The organism is Paenibacillus silagei (genome assembly GCF_017874735.1).
GTDB lineage: Bacteria > Bacillota > Bacilli > Paenibacillales > Paenibacillaceae > Paenibacillus_AQ > Paenibacillus_AQ silagei.
This window is the reverse complement of the sequence record NZ_JAGGLV010000029.1, coordinates 54820-75303: the sequence shown is the minus strand read 5'-3', so window position 1 is coordinate 75303 and position 20484 is coordinate 54820. Positions and strand designations below refer to the sequence as shown.

20 protein-coding genes are annotated in these 20484 nt (G+C 54.9%); 8 read left to right on the top strand and 12 right to left on the bottom strand.

All coding sequences use genetic code 11. The features are described 5' to 3' along the window. Positions 1 to 239: 239 nt before the first annotated feature. Complete coding sequence (locus tag J2Z70_RS28840; RefSeq protein ID WP_245368597.1) at positions 240 to 1142, top strand: helix-turn-helix domain-containing protein; 903 nt, start codon at positions 240 to 242, stop codon at positions 1140 to 1142. On the opposite strand, the gene J2Z70_RS28835 is transcribed toward J2Z70_RS28840, so the two are convergent. The 6 genes from J2Z70_RS28835 to J2Z70_RS28810 form a co-directional block, all read right to left on the bottom strand. Further along, positions 1134 to 2228 carry a GerAB/ArcD/ProY family transporter gene (locus tag J2Z70_RS28835; protein ID WP_209878814.1) on the bottom strand — a complete coding sequence of 365 codons (1095 nt, stop codon included), beginning with the start codon at positions 2226 to 2228 and terminating at the stop codon, positions 1134 to 1136. The genes J2Z70_RS28840 and J2Z70_RS28835 overlap by 9 nt on opposite strands. A 10-nt stretch (positions 2229 to 2238) precedes the next feature. Beyond that, entirely contained in the window at positions 2239 to 2472 is a 234-nt protein-coding gene (locus J2Z70_RS28830; protein WP_076079529.1) for a hypothetical protein, read from the bottom strand. Positions 2473 to 2484: 12 nt separating this feature from the next. After that, on the bottom strand, positions 2485 to 3720 hold the full coding sequence (locus tag J2Z70_RS28825) for a Ger(x)C family spore germination protein (RefSeq protein WP_245368596.1): 1236 nt from the start codon (positions 3718 to 3720) through the stop codon (positions 2485 to 2487). After that, positions 3717 to 4820: a GerAB/ArcD/ProY family transporter gene (locus J2Z70_RS28820; RefSeq protein ID WP_209878812.1), complete on the bottom strand. Its 1104-nt coding sequence runs from the start codon at positions 4818 to 4820 to the stop codon at positions 3717 to 3719. The genes J2Z70_RS28825 and J2Z70_RS28820 overlap by 4 nt, the downstream gene beginning before the upstream one ends. Then, positions 4817 to 6439 (bottom strand): spore germination protein, encoded by a 1623-nt coding sequence (locus J2Z70_RS28815; RefSeq protein WP_209878809.1) that lies wholly within the window; start codon positions 6437 to 6439, stop codon positions 4817 to 4819. The genes J2Z70_RS28820 and J2Z70_RS28815 overlap by 4 nt, the downstream gene beginning before the upstream one ends. 214 nt (positions 6440 to 6653) lie before the next feature. Beyond that, on the bottom strand, positions 6654 to 7820 hold the full coding sequence (locus J2Z70_RS28810) for a phosphodiester glycosidase family protein (RefSeq protein WP_209878807.1): 1167 nt from the start codon (positions 7818 to 7820) through the stop codon (positions 6654 to 6656). Between the two features lie 196 nt (positions 7821 to 8016). On the opposite strand from J2Z70_RS28810, the gene J2Z70_RS28805 reads away from it, so the two are divergent. Together J2Z70_RS28805 and J2Z70_RS33520 are read left to right on the top strand one after the other, a co-directional pair. Then, positions 8017 to 8595, top strand: a complete 579-nt coding sequence (locus tag J2Z70_RS28805) for a histidine phosphatase family protein (protein ID WP_076079535.1) — start codon at positions 8017 to 8019, stop codon at positions 8593 to 8595. A 202-nt stretch (positions 8596 to 8797) separates the two neighbouring features. After that, positions 8798 to 9649 (top strand): diguanylate cyclase domain-containing protein, encoded by an 852-nt coding sequence (locus tag J2Z70_RS33520; RefSeq protein ID WP_209878805.1) that lies wholly within the window; start codon positions 8798 to 8800, stop codon positions 9647 to 9649. Between the two features lie 87 nt (positions 9650 to 9736). Here J2Z70_RS33520 and J2Z70_RS28795 read toward each other — a convergent pair whose 3' ends face one another. Next, on the bottom strand, positions 9737 to 10471 hold the full coding sequence (locus J2Z70_RS28795) for a glycerophosphodiester phosphodiesterase (protein ID WP_209878803.1): 735 nt from the start codon (positions 10469 to 10471) through the stop codon (positions 9737 to 9739). A 317-nt stretch (positions 10472 to 10788) separates the two neighbouring features. Between J2Z70_RS28795 and J2Z70_RS28790 the strand changes: the two genes are divergently transcribed. After that, positions 10789 to 11199 (top strand): NAD(+) diphosphatase, encoded by a 411-nt coding sequence (locus J2Z70_RS28790; protein ID WP_245368595.1) that lies wholly within the window; start codon positions 10789 to 10791, stop codon positions 11197 to 11199. A 28-nt stretch (positions 11200 to 11227) separates the two neighbouring features. Here the strand turns inward: J2Z70_RS28790 and J2Z70_RS28785 are convergent, their stop codons facing one another. Both J2Z70_RS28785 and J2Z70_RS28780 read right to left on the bottom strand, forming a co-directional pair. After that, on the bottom strand, positions 11228 to 11830 hold the full coding sequence (locus J2Z70_RS28785; protein WP_076079548.1) for a hypothetical protein: 603 nt from the start codon (positions 11828 to 11830) through the stop codon (positions 11228 to 11230). A gap of 111 nt (positions 11831 to 11941) precedes the next feature. Further along, positions 11942 to 12613 (bottom strand): sensor domain-containing protein, encoded by a 672-nt coding sequence (locus J2Z70_RS28780; RefSeq protein WP_209878799.1) that lies wholly within the window; start codon positions 12611 to 12613, stop codon positions 11942 to 11944. Positions 12614 to 12826: 213 nt separating this feature from the next. Here J2Z70_RS28780 and J2Z70_RS28775 point away from each other — a divergent pair, with 213 nt between their 5' ends. Further along, positions 12827 to 13522, top strand: coding sequence for a copper homeostasis protein CutC (locus J2Z70_RS28775; protein ID WP_209878797.1), 696 nt, complete (start codon positions 12827 to 12829; stop codon positions 13520 to 13522). Here J2Z70_RS28775 and J2Z70_RS28770 read toward each other — a convergent pair. Beyond that, positions 13519 to 15192, bottom strand: a complete 1674-nt coding sequence (locus tag J2Z70_RS28770; protein WP_245368594.1) for a helix-turn-helix domain-containing protein — start codon at positions 15190 to 15192, stop codon at positions 13519 to 13521. The genes J2Z70_RS28775 and J2Z70_RS28770 overlap by 4 nt on opposite strands. A gap of 134 nt (positions 15193 to 15326) precedes the next feature. Beyond that, the gene (locus tag J2Z70_RS28765; protein ID WP_209878795.1) at positions 15327 to 16310 is read right to left on the bottom strand and encodes an ABC transporter substrate-binding protein; all 984 of its coding nucleotides are present in this window, start codon (positions 16308 to 16310) and stop codon (positions 15327 to 15329) included. 283 nt (positions 16311 to 16593) lie between these two features. Here J2Z70_RS28765 and J2Z70_RS28760 point away from each other — a divergent pair, with 283 nt between their 5' ends. Together J2Z70_RS28760 and J2Z70_RS28755 are read left to right on the top strand one after the other, a co-directional pair. Further along, positions 16594 to 17649: an SPFH domain-containing protein gene (locus J2Z70_RS28760; protein ID WP_209878793.1), complete on the top strand. Its 1056-nt coding sequence runs from the start codon at positions 16594 to 16596 to the stop codon at positions 17647 to 17649. After that, on the top strand, positions 17646 to 18629 hold the full coding sequence (locus J2Z70_RS28755; RefSeq protein WP_209878791.1) for an NAD(+)/NADH kinase: 984 nt from the start codon (positions 17646 to 17648) through the stop codon (positions 18627 to 18629). The genes J2Z70_RS28760 and J2Z70_RS28755 overlap by 4 nt, the downstream gene beginning before the upstream one ends. 119 nt (positions 18630 to 18748) lie before the next feature. On the opposite strand, the gene J2Z70_RS33950 is transcribed toward J2Z70_RS28755, so the two are convergent. Further along, a complete protein-coding gene (locus tag J2Z70_RS33950) occupies positions 18749 to 19306 on the bottom strand; it encodes a hypothetical protein (protein WP_209878789.1) in 558 nt (185 codons plus the stop codon). A 257-nt stretch (positions 19307 to 19563) separates the two neighbouring features. Here J2Z70_RS33950 and J2Z70_RS33785 point away from each other — a divergent pair, with 257 nt between their 5' ends. Continuing rightward, positions 19564 to 20469, top strand: coding sequence for a L,D-transpeptidase family protein (locus J2Z70_RS33785; RefSeq protein ID WP_051477844.1), 906 nt, complete (start codon positions 19564 to 19566; stop codon positions 20467 to 20469). The last annotated feature ends 15 nt before the right edge of the window (positions 20470 to 20484 follow it).

The following is a 20484-nucleotide window of genomic DNA, read 5'->3' as shown; positions in this document are numbered from 1 at the left end:
CCCACTTTCGTATGAATAATGAATGAATAGTTATAGTTATCCTTAAGTATGAAATATGCACTTGTATAGTATATTGTGCACGGCACAGAATATTGCATCCTGCCACAAGATTAGTATACGTAAATAAATTTGTCCTTGCAACAATAATGTTTCCCTAGGGAAAGATAAATACAGCAAGATTTATCAAAAGTATTTCCGGTGTCTGCTATATACTTTGAGTTGTGGAGGGGGTGAGAGTCATGCACTATCAGTTGATTCACAAGAGCATCGAATTTATTGAGCAGCATTTGGAAGAGGAGTTGGATTTGGAGAAGGTGGCTAAGGCAGCGGGGTTATCCAAATATCATTTTCACCGGATTTTTCGGAAATATGTGAACAAAAATGTCCATGAATATATCCGGGCCCGCCGTCTCAGCCAAGCAGCCAATCTCCTGCTGTACTCCGAGACACGTATTCTTGAGATTGCGCTGCAGTGCGGCTTTGAGAGCCAGGAGGCTTTTACAAGAGCTTTCAAGGAAATTTATGATTTGCCGCCTGCTCAGTACAGATCGCAGGTGAGACTATTGATTCAAGAAAGAGAGGTATTTACAATGTCAGAGATTACAGGCTGGTATATTACAGGTACCCACCAGGAGAAATATAAGGTCGAGATCGATCGCCGCGTCTGCTATAAGACAAGTCCCTCGATGCATCTTCACTCCAAAGAAGAGGCTGCGCAGGACGACAATGGTTTTGGAACCTTGATGCAGCAGTTTCAGGCAAGAGAGTATCGGGGGAGACGGATGCGCTTCTCCGGGTTCGTTAGAACGGAAGATGTCACCGGCTGGAGCGGCCTGTGGATGAGGGTGGATGATCATCAGCAGAATATGCTGGCATTTGACAACATGCAGAACCGGAGCATACAAGGAACCACAGAATGGAACCACTATGCCTGCGTCATGGATATTCCGTCCGAAGCCGATGTGATCAATATCGGAATTCTGCTGAGCGGAAGCGGACAGGTATGGCTGGGGGAATGTGAATTCGAGGAAGTAGGCAAGGATGTTCCCGTAACGGATGGCTCTACAGGTGCGGAGAACCTTCCGTCCGGGCCGCAGAATCTGAAGTTCGACCAGCAGCCGGAGCACTCTGCTTCAAGCTGAACGCTGTAACCGGCCCCGCACCCAGATCGACAGGGCCAGCAGCAGCGGAATGGCAACCTGGAAGAGCGGGTCAAGCTTCAGACTCGGCCCCAGGCCGACGGCGATATGCTGGGTGTAATCCCGTTCCAGGAATGAGGAGCCGTAGATGACTGCCCCCATAGGGAAGACCCACCATTTGGCCGGTTTGCCGGTCAGCTCTGCAAGAGCTTTTACGGAACAGAAGTAGAAGAGCATCATCTTGATCAGCAGCCCCAGGAAGAGCTGGATCGTGACCAGAATATCAAGCCGCTCGACAAATTTGAGATTGGACAGCACCCGGACGGTTTTGAGAAAAGGCAGCTGGCTCACTCCCGCTATCGCCGGGCCGAGGACGGCCACATTCAGCGCGTTCATGAAGATCAGGAATGCGCTGATGAGCAGATAGGCGTTCACTGTGTATTTTACAGGCACACCGGGCTTCTCCCATAGCGTCCACAGCATCAGAAAAACAATCATCTGCCCGAAGGGAAATGAGACGATCTCCGGCAGTGCCGCTTGCAGGACCGGCATCAGCCCGCCCTCCATCACCGGCGCCAGACGGCTGAGATCAATCGCCCCCATGATGCTAAGCATCACAACAAGCAGGAAATAGAAGAACAGCATGACCGGCAGCAGCACCTCAGGCAGCCTGAAGACAACCTCCGCCCCCTTCCAGATCGCATATAGGGCCAGCAGCACGAACACCAGCATCGTAATGGCCATCGGGGTTCTCGGCAGCATGGTCATCGCCGTCAGCTCGCCGAGGTCGCGGACATTGCGCATGGACTGATAGGCGAAATACAGGCTGTAGACCGCGCCGATGAACGCCCCTGGAGCTGTGCCAAAATGAGCTTTAAGCATTCCGATCAGGTCCGTGCCCGGAGACCGGTGCTGAATCCACATCAGCACAAGGAGAAGGGCGAAGCCCGCCGCTGAACCTGCACACATCGCCAGCCAGGAATCCTGCTTAGCGGTGCCCCCAAGCAGGAACAGCGGCGTGCTGCCGATTTCAAACAGCATAATCATGAACGCAATCTGCAGGGAAGAGACCTGTTCTTTGTTCACCATGATTGCATCTTTAGCCTCCTAACCAATAGATAATGGCTCTGCCGACAGGCTGGAAGAACGCCGTATACAGGCTGCCCAGCGATACATGAGGGGTATTGGTAATTCCGCATAGATTAAGATACGCCCCGTACCCCATAATGCAGCCAAGTAAGAGCCGTCGCCGGCGGCGCTCTTCTCCGCGTAGCTTCGTCCACCCCCAACCATAGGCAAGCGCATAGAGTAGAAGAGTAATAGCTATTTTCATAGATATGCTCCCTTACTTCTGCTGGACAGACTTGAATGATTTATTACTGAGTCCGGTCCGTTCTATCTCGATGGAGACCTGCGGGCGGAGCTCAATCTCCTGAAAGACGCTGTCCCAGCTCTTCTCCTTCTCAATCTGCTTCCAGCGCTTCGGATCGCTCCGGTGTACCCTCACAGCAAATCCGGTGACGTCTGCCCCCAGCCGCTTGACCTCCGCCCAGGCGTTATTCATTAGCTCCAGCACCCGCTGCTCCAGCGAGGTCTCCATTTCACTGATCGCCTTGCGGTCGTTCAGATCCATGACACTGCCAAGCTCCGTCAGCACACCGCTGCCCTTGACGTTAACCTCCATCACATAATGATCCTTGTCCCAGACAGGGTGGACGGTGGTGGCCGAATTCTGCAGGATGAAGGAAGCATCCAGCTTGTCGCTTGTTGCCGGCCGCGAGGGGAAGGCGATGGTGGCAGAATCAATGTTATCGGTCAGAAAAGAAAGCCCAAACGCCTGCTTCTGGCTGAGCCAGCCCGCGAACGTATCTCCTTTAATGACGCCCAGCCTTCCCAGCGCAAGCCGCGAGGGCAGGTCGGTAACTGCGGTCTCACTGGTCTCATCCATCGTTCGGGAGCCGGTCAGCAGTATCTCCGGCAACACCGCGCTTTTGGACTCGGAGGACAGCGCCATCGCCAGCTCATACAGCCGGGTTCCCGGATAGTAGGACAAGAGCCTTGATTCCTGTTCGATCATAAGCTGGATGCCGGCGCCCTGATTCTTGGTCATTTGCATCAGCTGATCCAGAATCATCCCGGCATCGCCCTGGGAGATGAAGACAAAGACCGTCTCTCTGGCATCCTGCTTGCGCAGGAACATATCAATCAGCTGATTGATCCCGTGTCTGGCCAGGCTCTCGCCGATGACGGTGATTCTGGAGTGGGAGAAGAACATCTCCCGCGTACTGGTCAGATTCGTTCGTTCAATGGCTTCCATGATCGTCCGCCCCTTGACGGTGAAGGTGAGGAAAGGCGGGGAGCTGGTGCTGCCTCCTCCGCTGCCACCCATCCCGCTGGCACCTGAGGAGGGGTTAATGACCTGATAAGTCGCCTTCCATTGATTATCCTCCCAGTCATAGGCGGAGCCGGAGGTAATGCCCAGCTCGTTAAGCTCCCGGTCATCCCAGCAGCCGGAGAGCAAAACGGATAGAAGCGGGAGGCAGAGCAGGAGGCGCAGCAGGGTGCCCGGTTTGTTCATCATGTCTCCAGCCCCTTCCGTTTAGACCGGGCCTTGTGCAACCTGTTCAGCAGTACCGCGCCCAGCGGCACCAGGACGTTGAACAGGAAGAAGACCACGAACCGCCCTTCCTGATTGTAGTTGTTCAGCTTGGCTGAGCTTTGCCAGGAGAACAGGCATTCCAGGGCAATAATCAGACCTAGAGCTCCAATGAAGGGCCGGCTGCTGCTGACCCGGAACGTCTGCTTGAAGCACTCCACTGTCACGAACAGGAAGATGGCAAATTTCAGATAGATCGACAGCACCCAGTAAGAGATGAAGAGAATATCCAGCTTCTCTATGAACCGGCCGACCCGGAGGATGCTGATGGTAGCGAAGCCGGGGTAGGCACTCAGCTTAATGAATTCCGGGCCGAATACCATCAGGGCGGTGATCAGAATCAACATCATCAGGATTGCAACGAACAGCAGGCCTGTCCAACCGATAATCTTAGCCCGCTGAGGATATTGCAGATAAGGGGCAAGGAACAGCAGCACCGCCACCTCAGACATCCATGCTGTCGGTGTCAGGCTCGCCAGGGTGATCTCAGCCAGACTATGGTCGAACATGGGCAGCAGATGATGCACATTCAGGTCGCTGTACAGCCCTAGCAGATACAGCGGTACGAAGAACAGATAGAGCAGAATCACCAGACTGTTCACTCTGGCGATAGCTTCAATGCCCTGCCTTACCATATAGATGGTGATGAAGAGAATCAGAATGACGAGCACCGTGATCGGGGTGTTGATCAGGACGTTGTCTTTAAGGAAATTAACGAATTCACGCAGAATGGTTGCCGTGGTGTCCAGGTAGAACTGGAGCATCAGCAGACCGAGGATCACGGACACTACCGGAGAGCTTTTCTCCCCGACCCAGTCCAGAAAAGGAGCGCCGTTGCTGTTCTGAATCACAGTTCCGACAATCCAGGCAATAAGCAGACCCGCCAGGGTAGACAGAATAATGGCGAGCGGAGCGTCTTGCTCAGTATAGGTGCTGATAATGATAGGAAGCACGACGGTAGCTGTCGGCAGTATGGTATTGACGACAAGCAGGACGGCTTGCGTGGTGCCGATTTTTCCATTCATGCTGGACCCTCTCCCTGCGGCTTAGGCTGTGCCGGTGATGGCTTGGCTGCGTCTTCAGCCGGCTGCGGCTTCTGGTGCGGTGATTGTCTGCGGGTCTCCTTGCCCAGATTGGTCTTGGGACGCATATTCATGCCCCATAGCGGAACGCGGATGAAGATATCCTTCAGATAACGCGGAATCATCGGCGCTACCGGAGACAGATAGGGAACTCCGAAGGAGCGCAGGCCTGCCATGTGAATCAGCAGCACCATCAGGAAGGACATAATGCCGAACAGGCCGAGCGAGGCAGCGATGAACATCATCACGAAGCGGATCAGTCGGATGGAGTTGGCGATGGCCAGTGACGGAATCACGAAGTTCGAGATGGCGGTAAAAGAAACCACAATGACCATCGCCGCTGAGACCAGCCCGGCCTGAACGGCAGCCTGCCCCAGCACCAGCGCACCGACGATAGAGATAGCCGGTCCGATGGTCCGCGGCATACGTACCCCCGCTTCACGCAGGACGTCGAAGGTCAGCTCCATCAGCAGTGCCTCTGCGAAGGCGGGGAGCGGAACGCCTTCCCGCTGGGCAGCCAGACTGATCAGCAGCGTGGTCGGCAGCATCTCCTGGTGAAAGGTAGTAACGGCAATATAAAGTGCAGGCAGCAGCATAGAGACGAAGAACGCACCGTAGCGGATCAGCCGCAGAAAGGAGGAAATATCATACCGCTGGTAGTAATCCTCGCTGGATTGAAAAAAGTTGAAGAAGGTGGACGGGGCCAGCAGGGCAAAGGGGGTGCCGTCAATGACAATCCCCACCTGGCCTTCCAGAATGCCCCCGGCCATGGCGTCGGGACGTTCGGTATTCTGAATGGTGGGAAAAGGCGTCAGTCCGCCGTCCTGTATGAATTCTTCAATATAATTGCTCTCCAGAATGGCGTCGGTATTGATGGCGTTCAGCCGGCGGCGGATTTCGGTCAGCACCTGTTCACTGGCAAGGCCCTTCAGATAGACGAGGGCAATTCCGGTCCCGGTACGCTGTCCGATGGTATATTCCTCAATCCGCAGATCAGCAGTTTTCAGGCGGCGGCGCAGCATGGCGGTCCCGGTGCGCAGGCTCTCGGTGAAGCCTTCCTTGGGCCCGCGGATAACCCCCTGGGAGGTCGGCTCATTAATGCTTCTTTTCTCCCAGCCGGAGGTGTCGGCGGCCAGTGCGACCTGAAGCCCCTCGAACAGAATCAGGGTATAGCCGTCAAAAAGCAGGGGCAGCAGCACCTCCAGGGTCCGGGCCTCCTTCACTCCCCCAACCGGCAGAATGTGCTCCTTGATTAGGTTGAAGGCAGCTTCTGTGGTAATGCTATCTCCGTTCAGCGTGCTGTTCTCCATCAAAGACTGGAGCACCGCCTGGTTGACCGTATCTGCGTTGACCAGACCGTCAATATAAATGAAGGCAAGGGTAAGTGGAGGCTTGGCTTCACTCTTATAATGGCGGATGACAATATCCGAGCTGCTGCCGATCCGGCGGCTGAACTCCTGTAAATTATCCTCAAGGGAGAGCTTCAGCGGAAGCGGTGCAGGCACGGAGGTTTCTACAGGATCTTTGGTAGTCTGGCGGCTCTTCTTCGGCTCTTGAGGCATGTCGGGGGCTCCCTTCTGCTGAAATCTGGATGTGTTGGTGTATTATCCCCCGTAGGCGTATTCCTTATTCTGCCTGATTACAGACTGAACTGAGCCCGCTTGAGGAGCCGCTGGAATCAAAAAAAGAAACTGCCCATAGGAATGGCCGCTTCGCAGCATTCCATAAAGGCAGTTTCATCAACACACTTAAGATTTACATTCTAAGCTCGGTGCATTATTTTGTCTGTACGACCAGAGCGTTGCTGATCAGGCGTCCCGGAGTCGTCAGATACTTGCCATTGTAGTACAGGCCGCTGGAGGCGCCGCCATCCAGGTTCATCGCTTGGTAGGCTCCGGCCTGCTTCATAATTTCCGCCAGCTGGGGGATGGTTGCCCCGCCGGAGGTCAGCAGAATCAGCTTATGATCGCGGGTGATGCCCAGTGCACTGCGGGCGCCACCGCCAGTCAGGATTTTGGGGTCCCGGAAGCCTTCGGCCGCCACATTCAGCGCGACTTTCCCGTTGACCAACAGCCGTGGTCCCGCCTGGAGTGCGCCGAGAACGGAACCGGAATCGAAGCGTGCCTTGAATTCACTGCCCGGAATCAGCTCAGCCAGCATATTACTGTCGTAAGCGAAGACAGCCCGTTTATCTCCGGAGCTGTTCTTCAGCATCTTCCCGCCGCTGATGATGTAGCCGTAAGGAACCTTGAAGGCGCCGTCAGTATAGGCGGCGAAGAATGTGCCGTTGATCGCGGCGGCGGCATTGCTGCGCTTGGCGATGCTGGCAAGAGCTTCTGTCTTGCCGACGGTATTCCCGGCCAGAACGGCATCCAGCTTCACTGAAGGATGCAGCAGAGAGACCGTGACGGTCTGGACGCTGAAGGAGCGGCCGCCGACCTTGTAGGTATGATGTCCGCTGACTACAGCGGGCGATCCGCTTTTGATCAGGCTGCCGTTCTGTACAGGCAGGGTGGCTGTCTCAGCGGTGCCTGTTTCAGCCCCGCTTGTCAGCGTAAGCGAACCGGCCTCCTTGTTCCACTGGAGCTGTATGCCAAGTGTCTGGCTTACAAGAGACAAGGGGACATAGGTGGTCCCGTTCTCACTGAAAGGCCGCACACTTGCGGTAACGGGCTTGCCGTTGACGGAAGCCCCGGGCTTGCCTGGAGTGAAGCTAATGGAATTCTCGCCGCGTGATATCTCAATCTGGCCGCCGGAAGCGGTAAGCACAGACTGGATACCGGCAAAGCCGTTCAGGAAGCGGACCGGGATGAAGGAGTGATTCTCCTTATCCACATATACGGCAAGCTTGGCCTGCGGCGCCGCAGCGGCACCGGATTGCAGTGCTGGAAGAAGGACAGCCAGCAGACAGAAGGCGGTAAAGAGGGTGAGCATTTTTTTCATGATACACAAAATCTCCTTTGCTTATAGCAGGTTGATCTGCAGGTTAGGATGATTCTGGAACAGGCCCCAGAATGCAGCACTTGAGCTACCATCATATAATCGTCTTCCGTTACCGTCAATGGAGCATGCATCCAGCAGCGGGTTAGTTTATAATGGGAACACATTAGAATATCTGCATATAAGGGTGGTAGCGATCATGACAAGAATAGGCTTAATCCGGCACGGCAGCACACGCTGGAATCAGGAGGGCCGGGTCCAGGGCCACACGGATAATCCTCTGGACGAGGAAGGCTTCCGGCAGGCCGGCGTGCTTGCGGAGCGGCTTAGCGGCGAAGCGTGGGATTATATCTATTCAAGCGACCTGCTGCGGGCCAGACAGACGGCGGAGACTATCGCCGGGAGGCTGGGCATCCCGCTGGCCGGTCTCCTTCCGGACATCCGGGAGATGAACGGCGGATTGATTGAAGGAACCACAGAGAGCGAGCGGATCGAGCGCTTCGGCAGCCAGTGGAAGACGATGGATCTGAAGCTGGAGAGCCAGGAGCTGGCCCGCGAGCGGGGAGTCCGGGCGATTGAAGAGCTTGCTGCCCGCCATCCCGGCAGCAATGTGCTGGTCGTCAGCCACGGGGCTATTCTGCGGAGTACGCTGGCCGGACTTGTGCCTTCCCTGGATGTGAGCGTGCTGCTGAAGAACACCTCTATCACCTGCCTGGTCAATGAGAATGACAGCTGGAGCTGTGAATTGTACAACAGCGCGGAGCATATGGACGGATAGGACGGGATATTTCCGAGCATTTCATTACAATAAAGCGCCGGTCCTGCCGATAATATGCTTAGTGCTGATCCGGTGGGGGTATTAATGTCCAGCATCCCCTGCCGGAGTTGTTCAGAATATGTTCAGTCGGATCCTGTACAGTAGCGCTTGAAAGCGATAAAACCATAAATTCATTGATAGGCTGAAGGAGGGCGTAAGACTAGTGGAAGAGGCCCGCAATTATATGCTGACGATTCTATCCATACTTATAGGGGTCCTGACCGTATATAGCACGCTCAGATTGACAAAGGATTTCTCCAGACAACCGCAAAGAACCCGGGCGGTCCGCTCGAGTCTTGTGGTGCTGGTAATCAGTGCCGGGCTTGGCGGCATGCATCTGCTGGGCAGAAGAGCCATAACCGGCTTCACTACAGAAGGCAGAAGCCTGCTGATCTCTTTGTTCCTGTACATGCTGACACTTGCCGGTATTCTGTATCTGTTCCTGCGGATCCGCATGATCCTTGGAGAGCGTGACCAGCTCAAGGAGTTGGCATACCGGGATACGCTGACCGGCCTGCTGAACAAGAACGGAATGGATCATTTCTGGGATCACTGCAAATTGAGCGAGCAGCTGTCGGTATTATATCTGGACCTGAACCGGTTCAAATCGATTAACGATACCCTCGGCCATCATACAGGGGATCTTTTACTGGAGGCTGTAGGAACCAGCCTGCAGCAATTTACCTGCAAAGGCAAGCGGCATATTTTCCGGGTGGGCGGAGATGAATTCGTCATTATCGCCAAACGCTGCAGCCGTAAGGAGTCAGAGCAGCTTGCCCTTAAGGTTCTGGAGCGCATCACCCGGACCTATAAGCTGGAGAGCCATGAATTATTCGTGTCCGCCAGTGTAGGCGTGACGATTAGCCAGGGCCGGATTGACCCGAAGCAGCTGCTTCAGGAGGCGGATTCGGCTATGTACAGTGCCAAGCAGCTGGGAAGCGGGCGTTATGCCGTATACAAGCAGGAGAGCCGTATTCCTTCCGTGAAGCTGGTCAGCAGCTCAAGGGCACAATAAATATTTCGTCTAAAGCCCCACTTTGTGGGGCTTTTTTGACAATAGCGGCTGCGCCATCCTATGGACAGCGCAGCCGTGTTACATATGTCAGACGCCTCTGGCAGCGAGCAGCCCGGCCAGAACATCAGGGTGATCGGTAATGATCCCCGCCACCTCAGCATCGATTAGAGCCTGCATCCGCTCGGGATCATTAACCGTCCACGGATGATAGACAATGCCTTTCTCCGCTGCGGCATTCACGAACTCCGGCAGGACTGAGGAATGATGGGCGTGCAGCGCATCTGCCTGCAATGTAGCTGCGTAATTCCAAGGACGGTACAGCCCCTCTCCGTAGAGAATACCCGTACGGATCTCCGGTGCCAGCGACTTGCAGTAGGCCAGGGAATAATGATTGAAGCTGGAGATTACCACCCGCTCACTCATACCCTGCTCCCGGACAGCGGCGATGACCTTCTCTTCCATGCCGGGATAGAGGAAGGTCCCGTTCTTCAGCTCTATATTCAGAATCGTCTCCCGGCCCTGCAGCAGATCCAGCAGCTCGTCCAGTGTCGGAATCCGTTCTCCTGCGAACTCAGGGCTGAACCAGGAGCCTGCGTCCACGTCCAGCACCTCACGAAGCGTCTTATCCTTCACATAACCGCTGCCTGAAGTGGTGCGGTTAAGACTCTCATCATGGATCACTACTACTGCTCCGTCACTGGTCATTTGTACGTCGGTCTCAATGCCGGTTGCACCAAGCTCCAGACCCTTGCGGAAGGCCGCCATTGTGTTCTCCGGGGCGGCTGCGGATGCGCCGCGATGCGCGAAATTAATGATGTTCATGTCGAGTAGTTCCCTCCATCTCTATGATGTAATGCAGCCCGTAGTGTCCGGGCCCCTTATAGTATATTCCACATCACGTCAAGAAACCCTGTCCCCTGTTCTATAAAGGACGGGTTTCTTGAATTTTACCGTGGTACGTTCGGAAGCAATCGCTTAGAATAGACAACAACTATACTACCTACAGAAAGAAGCGATAAAGCTTGAAGTTTTGTCTGGAATGCGGAAGTCGCTTGGTAATGAAGGAATGCAATGGAGAAGGTGAGGTACCCTACTGTGATTCATGCGCCGTCTTCAGATTCCCTGTGTTCAGCACAGCGATGAGTACAGCCGTACTGAACCGCGGACTCGATAGAATCCTGCTCATCCAGCAGTATAAGCGCAAGGATTACATTCTGCTCGCCGGGTATGTGAATAAGGGAGAGAACGCCGAAGCGGCCCTGACCCGTGAAGTGAAGGAAGAAGCGGGGCTTGAGGTGATTGCTTATGAATATATGCGCAGCCAGTATTTCGCCCCGTCTAATACATTAATGCTCAATTACATTAGTGTGGCTGACACGGAGGACCTGAGTGCCATGAGCGACGAGCTGGACCACGCAGCCTGGTTCACACTGGATGAAGCTGCGGACGCCATATTACCAGGCAGCCTCGCGGAGAGCTTCCTGCTTACAATTATTGATAAGCTGAGACAGGGGAGGGCTCTGGAGGATTTTACAGCGGTTGTCCGGTAATTGCGAGTTCTGAAGGCTAAGGCTTCCCTTATGCAGAGACGATGTCGCGGATTCTCTCATGTACCTGCTGCGCCTCCAGGAAGGCTGCGGAATATTGAAGATCTGTTTTGCGGGCCGGCAGGCGCGCCGGGAGAAAAGGAATGGATACCACAGGCGTATCTGCGCTGCTAAAATAGATTCTGAGCGTTAGCTCGCGGATCTCTTCGGCAGGACTGCCGCCCTGGACAGGCTCTGTGAATTCATAGCTTGCGGCGGCACCTGCCCGTATTCTCGGTGCACTGGTGGTAATCCGGCTGGTCTTGCTTACCTTGCTGAGAGTCAGAGCATTCTCGACAATCTCTGCTCCAAGGATGGCATCGAACGTATACAGGGTGGCTGTCGCCGGCTCCGGCTTTCCCGGATGCAGCAGCCCGATGGCGAGCGCCTGGCCTTCTTCGTCCAGGGCAATCAGATGGGATTCGTCTGGAGTTATGAACCGCTGGGGGAATTTCAGGCTGAAGGCGGACAGGGCATGGGTAGCCCCGCTATGGCCCGCAGCCCTGGGACGGGAGAGTCTGTACTGAAGAACCGCAGCCAACAGCAGGAGAGACACGCCAAGCACAGCAAACAGATACACCAGAATCATGAGCACTGAACCGCCTCCTCACAAGGTTGTGCGGGCTGCCCTTGCTGCAATCACTTCGGGCACAACCCGCTTCGTAAGCTTTGGCAAGTGAACTATTAATAGATATGCGGGAAGAGATCAGGTATGTATGACTTCAAGCGGGGTACTGGTGGAATTCACAGGTGTTCCTGAAACTGCGTTGATCCAGGCCGCGTACAGACGTCCAAGACCTACAAGCAGCAGCGGCAGAATCAGCAGCAGTACAAATCCGGTTCCGCATAGAATCCACGAGCGTTCATCTGAGGTTGTGCCGGACAGGAAGAAGAAGAACTCCGGGTCCAGCATATTCAAATCATAGGAGAATACCGATGAACTGATTCGCTGGGCCACAGGTGACACAAGAGCACTGAAGGCCACCGCAGGCAGAACCAGTGCCAGTGCGAACCCCAGAATACCTGCGGGCAGCTGGAGGAGACTGTACAGGATTCCCCGGTACGACTCTCTTTCGCGGAGCTGGTGTCCTAATGTCCGCAGCCCCTCCCAGCGGAAGGCGGGAGCATGATCTACGGCAGCAGGCAGCCCTGTTCCACGTCGGCTGTTGCCGCTGGACCAGGCTTCAACTGTTTTGTGTTCACTGGACATCATGCTGCGGCACCAGGCCAAGGTCAGGGCCAGCAGCGGCAGCCCCACCCATACAATAATCAAGGGCAGGCTTGCACATATACCTGTAACAGCAATTACGAAGGCGATGATTCCTTTGGGCAGAGAGAGGATCAGCATTTTCCACGCGTGTATACTTTGTCTTATCATTCAGGGCGCTCCATTCCGGATTTCCAAATTTCAACTTCTTCAGTATAGAGGCTTCATCCAGAGAACACACTCTCCAAAAGGCGGGAAAAATCCTGGTCGCAGGTCTAGTACTGACATAGTCAGGAATCTTCCTGCTATTTACAATGTTTATCTTTATACTAAGGGTAGAGCGGTTTATAAGGATTACGACTAAGAAGGGGAGTGTAGCAATTTATGCTGTTAGAGGTTATAGCAACTACAGTAAATGATGCGGTCATAGCGGAGCGTTATGGTGCTGACCGGATTGAACTGGTCACGGGGATCCGGGAGGGCGGATTAACGCCTAGTCTGGGACTGATCGAAGCGGTCCGGGAAAAGGTCAGTATTCCTGTGAGAGTGATGGTCAGACCGCACGCCCGCTCCTTCGTGTATGACGCATCCGATGTGGAGACTATGCTGCGCGATATCCGGCATGTAGCCGGGGTAGGCGGGCTGTCTTTGGTTATGGGCATGCTCCGCCAGGACCGGACAATAGATGAAGAACTGCTGAATCGGCTGCTGGAGCGGGCAGGGGGGATGGAGGTTACCTTCCACCGTGCGTTCGACGAGGTGCAGGACCAGCTTGAAGCCCTTGAGGTCTTGAAGCGGTATCCGCAGATTACCGATATCCTGACCTCCGGCGGGACTGCTGCGGCTAATACACCCGGCGGTATGGTAAGGCTCGCCGTATTGGAACGGCTGTCTGCCGGTTCTTCGCTCTCCATCCTGGCAGGCAGCGGCCTGAATGCTGCTGACCTGAAGGATTTCGTAACACGGACCGGCGTCCGCCGGGTACACTTTGGTTCGGCAGTCCGGGAGGACGACGATCCGCTGATGCCCATTGACCCGGAGCGGCTTGAAGCCATTCGTGCGCTTCTCAAGCCCTGTTAGAGGCCCAGCAGTCTGGGCAGCAGCGTCAGCAGCCGCTCCCGGGTCAGCGCATCGCCGGAATTCCATTTGGCTCCATCCAGCATATAGGCATGGCCCTGCTCCACGGCAGGCAGACTGCTCCAGAGCTCCGTCTGGAGCAGCTGCTCCATGGCCTCCCGGGAGTCCTCCCGTTCTGGAATCAGCATGAAGACACGGTCCCCTGCGTAGCTGTGCAGCATCGCCGGGTCCACTTCGCGGAACCCCAGATCCTTGTCCAGAATGTCCTTGATCTCCGCTGTCGGCTGCAGGCCGCCAGGGGCATACAAGGCCGTGGACAAGCCGGTCATTCCCATGGCGTATAGATGGTTGCCATGGTCATAGAACAGCGCCGAAGCTGTTTCACCCTTCAAGAGTCCCCCGGCGTACAGATGCTGCCACATGGCTGCGTTCTTGGCATGATAGGCTTGCAGCCAGACCTCAGCTTCGCGCTGCTTCCCGAGCCACTCTCCAAGAATCCGCAGCCGCTGCTCCAGCGGTGCGAAGGAGTCGAAGGTGAGTGTTGGGGCGATGCCGGATACACTCCGGTAGATCTGTTCATCCGGGCTTGCGAGGATAATCAGGTCAGGCCGGATGGACCGGGTCAGCTGCGGGTCCAGCGGAAATCCGACATTGGCTAAGCGCTTGACCCGGTGGCTATAGACACTGCCCCGGGCAAACGCCTCGTCACCGCCGACAGGCTTCACCCCCAGCGCCAGCACATCGCCCAGTGTCTCCCCGTGGTAGACAACACGCTTCGGACGCTCCGGGATGTCCACCGAATGTCCGGTCCAGTCCGTGACCGTAATCCGGCGCTGCTGCGACCGGGCATATTGCCCGGGAGTCATTCCCGTCTTCTGCCGGAAGCGGCGGCTGAAGTAGTATTCGTCGGAGAAGCCTACCCGCAGGGCAATCTCGCGCAGCGGCTCGGCGGCTTCAAGCAGATAAGTCTTCGAGTGCCCAATGCGCACATCGGTCAGATAATCGAGCGGGCGCTGGCCGGTCAGTTTCTGGAAGATCGGAGTGTATTGCCAGGGGGAGACACCGGCCAGCGCCGCGAGCTGCTTCACCGTGATACTCTCCCTATAATGCTGCTGCATGAAGTGTATCGTACTCTCCACCGATTGCGCCGGACTTGGCAGCTGGCGGGTGGAGTAGTTCTGTTCAAGCAGCAGGAGCAGCAGCTCTTGGAATTGGAGCTGTTGTCTGACATGCTGGAGCTCATCCCTGCCGTTATGATCCGCAAGCAGCTCTTCCGCCAGCCGGATCACTCTGGTGAAGGGGTGGACAATCAGCTCTTTTTGCCCCGGGAGCAGTTCATCTACGTAGAACGCAGGGGAATCCCCTGTAGTCAAAGCGGCAAAAGTCAACACATAAAAATAAAGCGTCAGCTCCCGGTTATCCAGACTGTATGAGGTTCCGGGAGGCAGCAGACAGCACTTGTCCGCATGTACAGAGAGTGAGGTCTGCTCAGTGATTCCGAGTTCGCCGCGCCCGCCCGTAAACAGCAGGAGCGTATGCTGCTCCGCTGTCTGCACAGCCGATATAGTGTCAGCGCTCTGCATCACCAGTTCAATGCTCCTGAATTGAAACAGCAGGGAACGGAGAGGGGCGGACGGGAGTGCAGGCAGGTGGTCGTGGTCAGGCTCGCGCAAGGCAGGCACTCCTTTCAAACAGCTTAGAATTGAATTATATTGAGAACGATTATCAATAAACAATATTGTATATAAAATAAAGCAGCTTATCAACAGGCGTTGATAAGCTGCTTTTCAGTCTGTCTGCCCCGGAATTATTGCTTGCCCAGCATGGTAGGAATCTCGCCGAGCAGCCACTCTCTGGTGGTAGCATCACTGGAGGTCTTCATGATGTCCTGCGTGTAGACGTAGCCGTTCTTAACGGCAGGCAGGCTGTTCCACACTGCGCTCTTCAGCAGATTGCCGGTCGATTGCTTGGCTTCGTCTGCCACCGGAGTCAGCAGGAAGATACGATCTCCGGCGTATTCCCGGAGCACTTCCAGTGAGATTTCCTGGAAGCCCATATCGGCATCCAGCACCTTTTGAATAGCCGGGGTAGGCTTGAAGCCTTGCTCTCCGTACAGTACCTGCGAGAGGCCCGTTGTTGCCATTACGAACAGCCGGTCCCCCGGATAATAAGTGAAGACCGAAGCGGTCTCACCGTCCTTCATCCCCGAAGCCTTAAGCTGGGCCCACATCGCATCCTCCTTCGCCTGATACTGGGCCAGCCAAGCCTCCGCTTCCTGCTTCTTGCCTAAAATATCTCCAATATCCAGCATCCGCTCCTTCAGGGGGGCGAAGGTATCGAAGATAATCGTTGGAGCGATTTTGGAGAGAGCGTCGTAATCAGCTTCATCAATACCGGCGTAGATAATCAGATCGGGCTGAAGCTCCAGCGTCTTCTCCAGATTGATCGGGAACCCGACATCTGCAATTCCGGTCAGCTTGTCCTCGAAGACCTGGCCCTCCCCCATGGAGAGCGGATAGCCGATGGCTTGTACACCAAGTGCCAGCAGATCGCCATACGTTTCTCCGGAATAGATAATCCGCTGCGGATTCACTGGAATCTCTGCCGTATGGCCTTTGTAATCCGTGTGTGAACGGGTAGTAGCTGCAGCTTCAGCAGTGGTTTGCGCGTCAGGTGCGGTGGTTGCTGCACTACTCCCCTGATTATTCTTATTGCTGCTGCAGGCGAGCAGTAAAGTGCCCATCAGGAAGAGCATGCCCAGGATAGCGAAGGGTTGTCGAGTCTTGTTCATTGTATGTATGCCTCCCAAAGGTATTGTGATTACCAATAATGATAATCATTATCGTTTAAATCATCATAAATTATAGCCAGTTGTTACTCAATGGACAAAACACGAGGCAGCATTTGAATTTGTACAATATTTTTTTGCTCGTTTTGTTAATAACATATTGATAATATCAAAAAGGTCTGCTATGATGTTGTTAATAACAATTTAATAATAACAATTAATTAATAACTGAGTTTACCTTTGCTCAACAGATGACTCAGAATACAACCCCTAGGAGGTAATGATCATGTTTGGATTCCGGTTCGTGAAATTTCAGCCCAGTGATTATGTGCTCAAGGTGAAGAATGGCAAGGTAGTGCGTGAAGGGGTCGGGCTTTCTTTTCATTATTATGCGCCGACAACTTCGGTGGTTGTCGTGCCTGTCTCCTCGATCGATGTTCCATTCATGTTCGAGGAAATTACGGCGGACTATCAGACGGTAACCGTCCAGGGGCAGCTGACCTACCGGATTGTCGATTACCGCAAGACCACCCAGATCCTCAACTACACCTATAATCTCAAAAAGAACACCTATCTCTCCGACGATCCGCACAAGCTGGCCCAGCGGGTGATTAATATCGCCAAGGTCCTGACCAAGAAGCAGCTCGGGCAGCTCCCGCTGAAGGAGGCTATCCAGTCGAGTGAACGTCTTGCCAAGATGATTACCCATGAAATCGGCCAGAGTGCGGAGATTGAGAAGCTGGGCATTGAGCTGATGGGCCTGTCCATTCTGGCGATTGTACCGAATAAGGAGACGCTGCGGGCCTTGGAAGCGCAGGCCAGGGAGGAGATGCTCCGCAGCGCGGATAACGCGCTATATGAGCGGCGAAATGCTTCGATTGAGCAGGAGCGGCGGGTGAAGGAGAATGAGCTGAATACGGAGATCGCCGTTCAGACGAAGAAGAGACAGATGCGTGAGGCGCTGCTTGATTCTGACCGGTCAGCGAAGCAGAAGCAGAATGAGATGAAGGAAGAGCAGCTGATTTTTGATACGGAGCTGGAGGAGAAGAAGCAGGCGCTGATTGAGCTGGCCATAGCGAATAAGAGAGCCGAAGCGGATGCCAAGGCTTACGAGCTGACGGCGGTAATGAATTCGCTGCAAAATGTATCGCCTAACGTCCTGCAGGCGCTGACGAATGTCGGCATGAACCCGGATAAGCTGATCGCCATCGCCTTCCAGGAGCTAGCGGTGAATGCCGGGAAGATCGGCCAGCTTAACATTACACCGGATCTGCTGCAAGGAATCATGGCCGGCTCGGCAGGAGGTGGAGCCGGAGCAGAAAGAGGAGGTAACGGACGATGAGCAGCCGGGGTTCGGAGAACAAAATCATACTGATCAAGCGCAAGACACGCCTGGAGGAGCTGGTGGTCCGCTACAACACAATCCAGCAGGCCCAGTTCTATATTGAACGGCTGGGAGCCGATTTCAGCGACTACTTAAGCGAGGATTTCCAATACCGCAAGGCGGTGGAGACCGCAGTGACCGAGCTCAGCGCCATCGGCCGGCTCCAGGTCCTGGAGCGGCAGCATGTGCCGAATTTCATCTTCGGGGCCGAGGATACCGTAGTGGTCCTGGGGCAGGACGGTCTGGTCGCCAATACACTGAAATACCTTCAGGAGCAGCCGCTGATCGGAGTGAATCCTGATCCGCTGCGCTGGGATGGCGTGCTGCTGCCCTTTAGAGTCAAGGAAGTTCGGCAAGTGGTGACGGAGGTGCTGCGCGCCCAGCGCCAGGTCCGTGAGGTTACTCTGGCCAAGGTGGAGCTGAATGACGGGCAGAGCCTGTACGGGGTGAACGATCTGTTCATCGGCCGCCGGACCCATGTCTCAGCCCGGTATCAGCTGGAGCTGAACGGGCAGCTGGAGCAGCAATCCTCCAGCGGCATCATTGTCTCGACCGGCCTGGGCTCCACGGGCTGGCTCAAGAGTGTGCTCGCCGGAGCCGCAGGTATCGTCAGCCGTGCCGCACAAATGCAGGATGCAGCTGCTGAACAGACAGCCCAGGTGTCTGCGGAGATTGCCGCAGTCAGCGCGGGCAGCGGTCTGGCCTGGAATCATCCGGAGCTGTATTTCACTGTGCGGGAGCCTTTTCCAAGCCGGACGACCTCAGCAGAGCTGGTATTCGGGAGAATCAGCAGCAGTCTGCCGCTGCGCATCACTTCGCAGATGCCCGAGGACGGCGTGATCTTCAGCGATGGAGTGGAGAGCGATTATCTGGAGTTCAACTCCGGGGTGGAGGCGACGATTGGGCTCGCGGAGAAGACCGGCAGGCTGGTAGTCTAGACGAGGCGCGGACCGTTCATGGCGTGGCGGGTACGCCAAAAGGGTTCTCTCAGCTTCCGCTGCTGCGGTCTGAGAGAACCCTTTTTCGAAATATAAGAATGATATGCTCCCCGCTCTTCCTACTGGAAGCTTCGTCCCTGGTTCATTGGAGCGTTATAGGAGGAGCCTGCGGACATCGGTGTCTGCATTGGCGTATGCATCGGCTGGTGGTTAATTCCCGCGTTGATCGGGCTATGCAGTGAGTTCACCGGCTGGCTGTTTGAAGTGAAGGATGGGCTAAAGGAGGAGTTATACCCTCCCATTCCTGTATTGTGGCTCTGGCCCATTGGCTGGTTCTGTCCCATAGAATGCATTAGTCCCATCTGGTTCCCGGAATTGAAGCTTGGAATGCTTGTATGGGTATTGAAGCCGGAAGTCTGCGGGAACTGCTCCATCGATCTGACCGACTGCGAGATCTGCTGCAGCTGCTGCATCGCGGTCTGATGGCCCTGCAGCGCCTGCTGGATCATCTGAATGGCCTTGCTGTTATGCTGGCTAAGCTCCTGGAGCTTGGCGGCATCCTGCTGCTCCTGCTGAAGAAGCTGCTGGTAATTCTGCGTTCCCTGCTGGGTCTGTGCTATCAGCTGCTGAACGATTTGCTCGCATTCCCGGATCTGTGCAGATGAGTTGGTATTCAAAATAGTTGGCCTCCTTGAGATGGGTGTTTTGGTCATGCGGGCTTATTATCTCTGATGGCGCTGGCGAATATTCATGCTTCGGCGTGCAAGGGAGGCGGTTCCGCCCAGAACGGTTACAATATTGCAAACGTTGCGTCACTCCCGGCGGGACGAGTTGATAAGAATAGGTACAGGCTGCTCTGCAACTATTGCGGCAAATGAACGTCTATGTAGAAAAGACAATCCAGAATCATCCATAACCTGGAGGTGGGGCAACTATGAGTCAGCGTGAACAGGTAAGCCGGATTCAAACGTATTTTCCCAAAAGCATCGCACTAATACTGGTATTTGTAATGCTTTTGACCGCATGCTTCACAGGATCGGCTGCGGCGGCATCGTCTTCCTCAGATCTGATCATTGTGAACAAAAAAACGAACAAACTGGCGTATTACAGCGATGGCAAGCTGGTGAAGATTTTTCCGGTCGCTACCGGCAAAACGAAAAGCCTGACGCCTGAAGGCAGCTTCAAGATGGTGGTCAAAATCAAAAACAGACCCTACTACAAGGAGAAGATTCCCGGAGGCGATCCGGCTAATCCGCTGGGGGACCGCTGGCTGGGGCTGGAGGTCAATGACACTTACGGCACCACCTACGCCATTCACGGTAACAACAATGAATCTTCTATCGGTAAATATGTCAGCGCCGGATGCATCCGCATGCACAATGACGATATTCACTGGCTGTATCCGAAGATCGCGAAGAACACCCGGGTCATCATTACAACCTCCGGGCTAGAGATGGCGGCCATTGCCGAGAAGAACGGCTACCGTCTGGGATCTACGATGATTGCGGGAGCTTTTGTCAAGGGCGGGGAGAAGCTGCCGGTGAAGAATTCCTTCCTGCTGGAGGATTCGCGGGTATACATTCCACTGAGTGAATCCGTGAAGCTGCTGGGCGGAAGCCTGATGCAGGAGGCGGGAACCGGAGCGCTTATCATCACAATCGGCAAGAAGACAGCAGTTCACAAGCCGCTTAGCACGAAGGCCAAAGTGAACGGCAAAACCGTAGAGATGCTAGCCTCCAAAAGTGTAGACGGCCGCCTGTACATTCCGCTGGGCAGCTTAACGCCGTTGTTCGGCCTGCCGTTCACCTGGAATGCTAAAGAGGGAGCAGTGAAGCTGTAAAGTAGTAGTGGCTGC

Coding starts and splice junctions, on each gene's coding strand:
- J2Z70_RS28810 (WP_209878807.1), bottom strand. CDS start 7,820: ATGAAAAAAATGCTCACCCTCTTTACCGCCTTCTGTCTGCTGGCTGTC.
- J2Z70_RS28780 (WP_209878799.1), bottom strand. CDS start 12,613: ATGATAAGACAAAGTATACACGCGTGGAAAATGCTGATCCTCTCTCTG.
- J2Z70_RS28820 (WP_209878812.1), bottom strand. CDS start 4,820: ATGAATGGAAAAATCGGCACCACGCAAGCCGTCCTGCTTGTCGTCAAT.
- J2Z70_RS28765 (WP_209878795.1), bottom strand. CDS start 16,310: ATGAACAAGACTCGACAACCCTTCGCTATCCTGGGCATGCTCTTCCTG.
- J2Z70_RS28840 (WP_245368597.1), top strand. CDS start 240: ATGCACTATCAGTTGATTCACAAGAGCATCGAATTTATTGAGCAGCAT.
- J2Z70_RS28825 (WP_245368596.1), bottom strand. CDS start 3,720: ATGATGAACAAACCGGGCACCCTGCTGCGCCTCCTGCTCTGCCTCCCG.
- J2Z70_RS33785 (WP_051477844.1), top strand. CDS start 19,564: ATGAGTCAGCGTGAACAGGTAAGCCGGATTCAAACGTATTTTCCCAAA.
- J2Z70_RS28795 (WP_209878803.1), bottom strand. CDS start 10,471: ATGAACATCATTAATTTCGCGCATCGCGGCGCATCCGCAGCCGCCCCG.
- J2Z70_RS28760 (WP_209878793.1), top strand. CDS start 16,594: ATGTTTGGATTCCGGTTCGTGAAATTTCAGCCCAGTGATTATGTGCTC.
- J2Z70_RS28835 (WP_209878814.1), bottom strand. CDS start 2,228: ATGGTGAACAAAGAACAGGTCTCTTCCCTGCAGATTGCGTTCATGATT.
- J2Z70_RS28815 (WP_209878809.1), bottom strand. CDS start 6,439: ATGCCTCAAGAGCCGAAGAAGAGCCGCCAGACTACCAAAGATCCTGTA.
- J2Z70_RS28775 (WP_209878797.1), top strand. CDS start 12,827: ATGCTGTTAGAGGTTATAGCAACTACAGTAAATGATGCGGTCATAGCG.
- J2Z70_RS28830 (WP_076079529.1), bottom strand. CDS start 2,472: ATGAAAATAGCTATTACTCTTCTACTCTATGCGCTTGCCTATGGTTGG.
- J2Z70_RS28790 (WP_245368595.1), top strand. CDS start 10,789: ATGAGTACAGCCGTACTGAACCGCGGACTCGATAGAATCCTGCTCATC.
- J2Z70_RS28805 (WP_076079535.1), top strand. CDS start 8,017: ATGACAAGAATAGGCTTAATCCGGCACGGCAGCACACGCTGGAATCAG.
- J2Z70_RS28755 (WP_209878791.1), top strand. CDS start 17,646: ATGAGCAGCCGGGGTTCGGAGAACAAAATCATACTGATCAAGCGCAAG.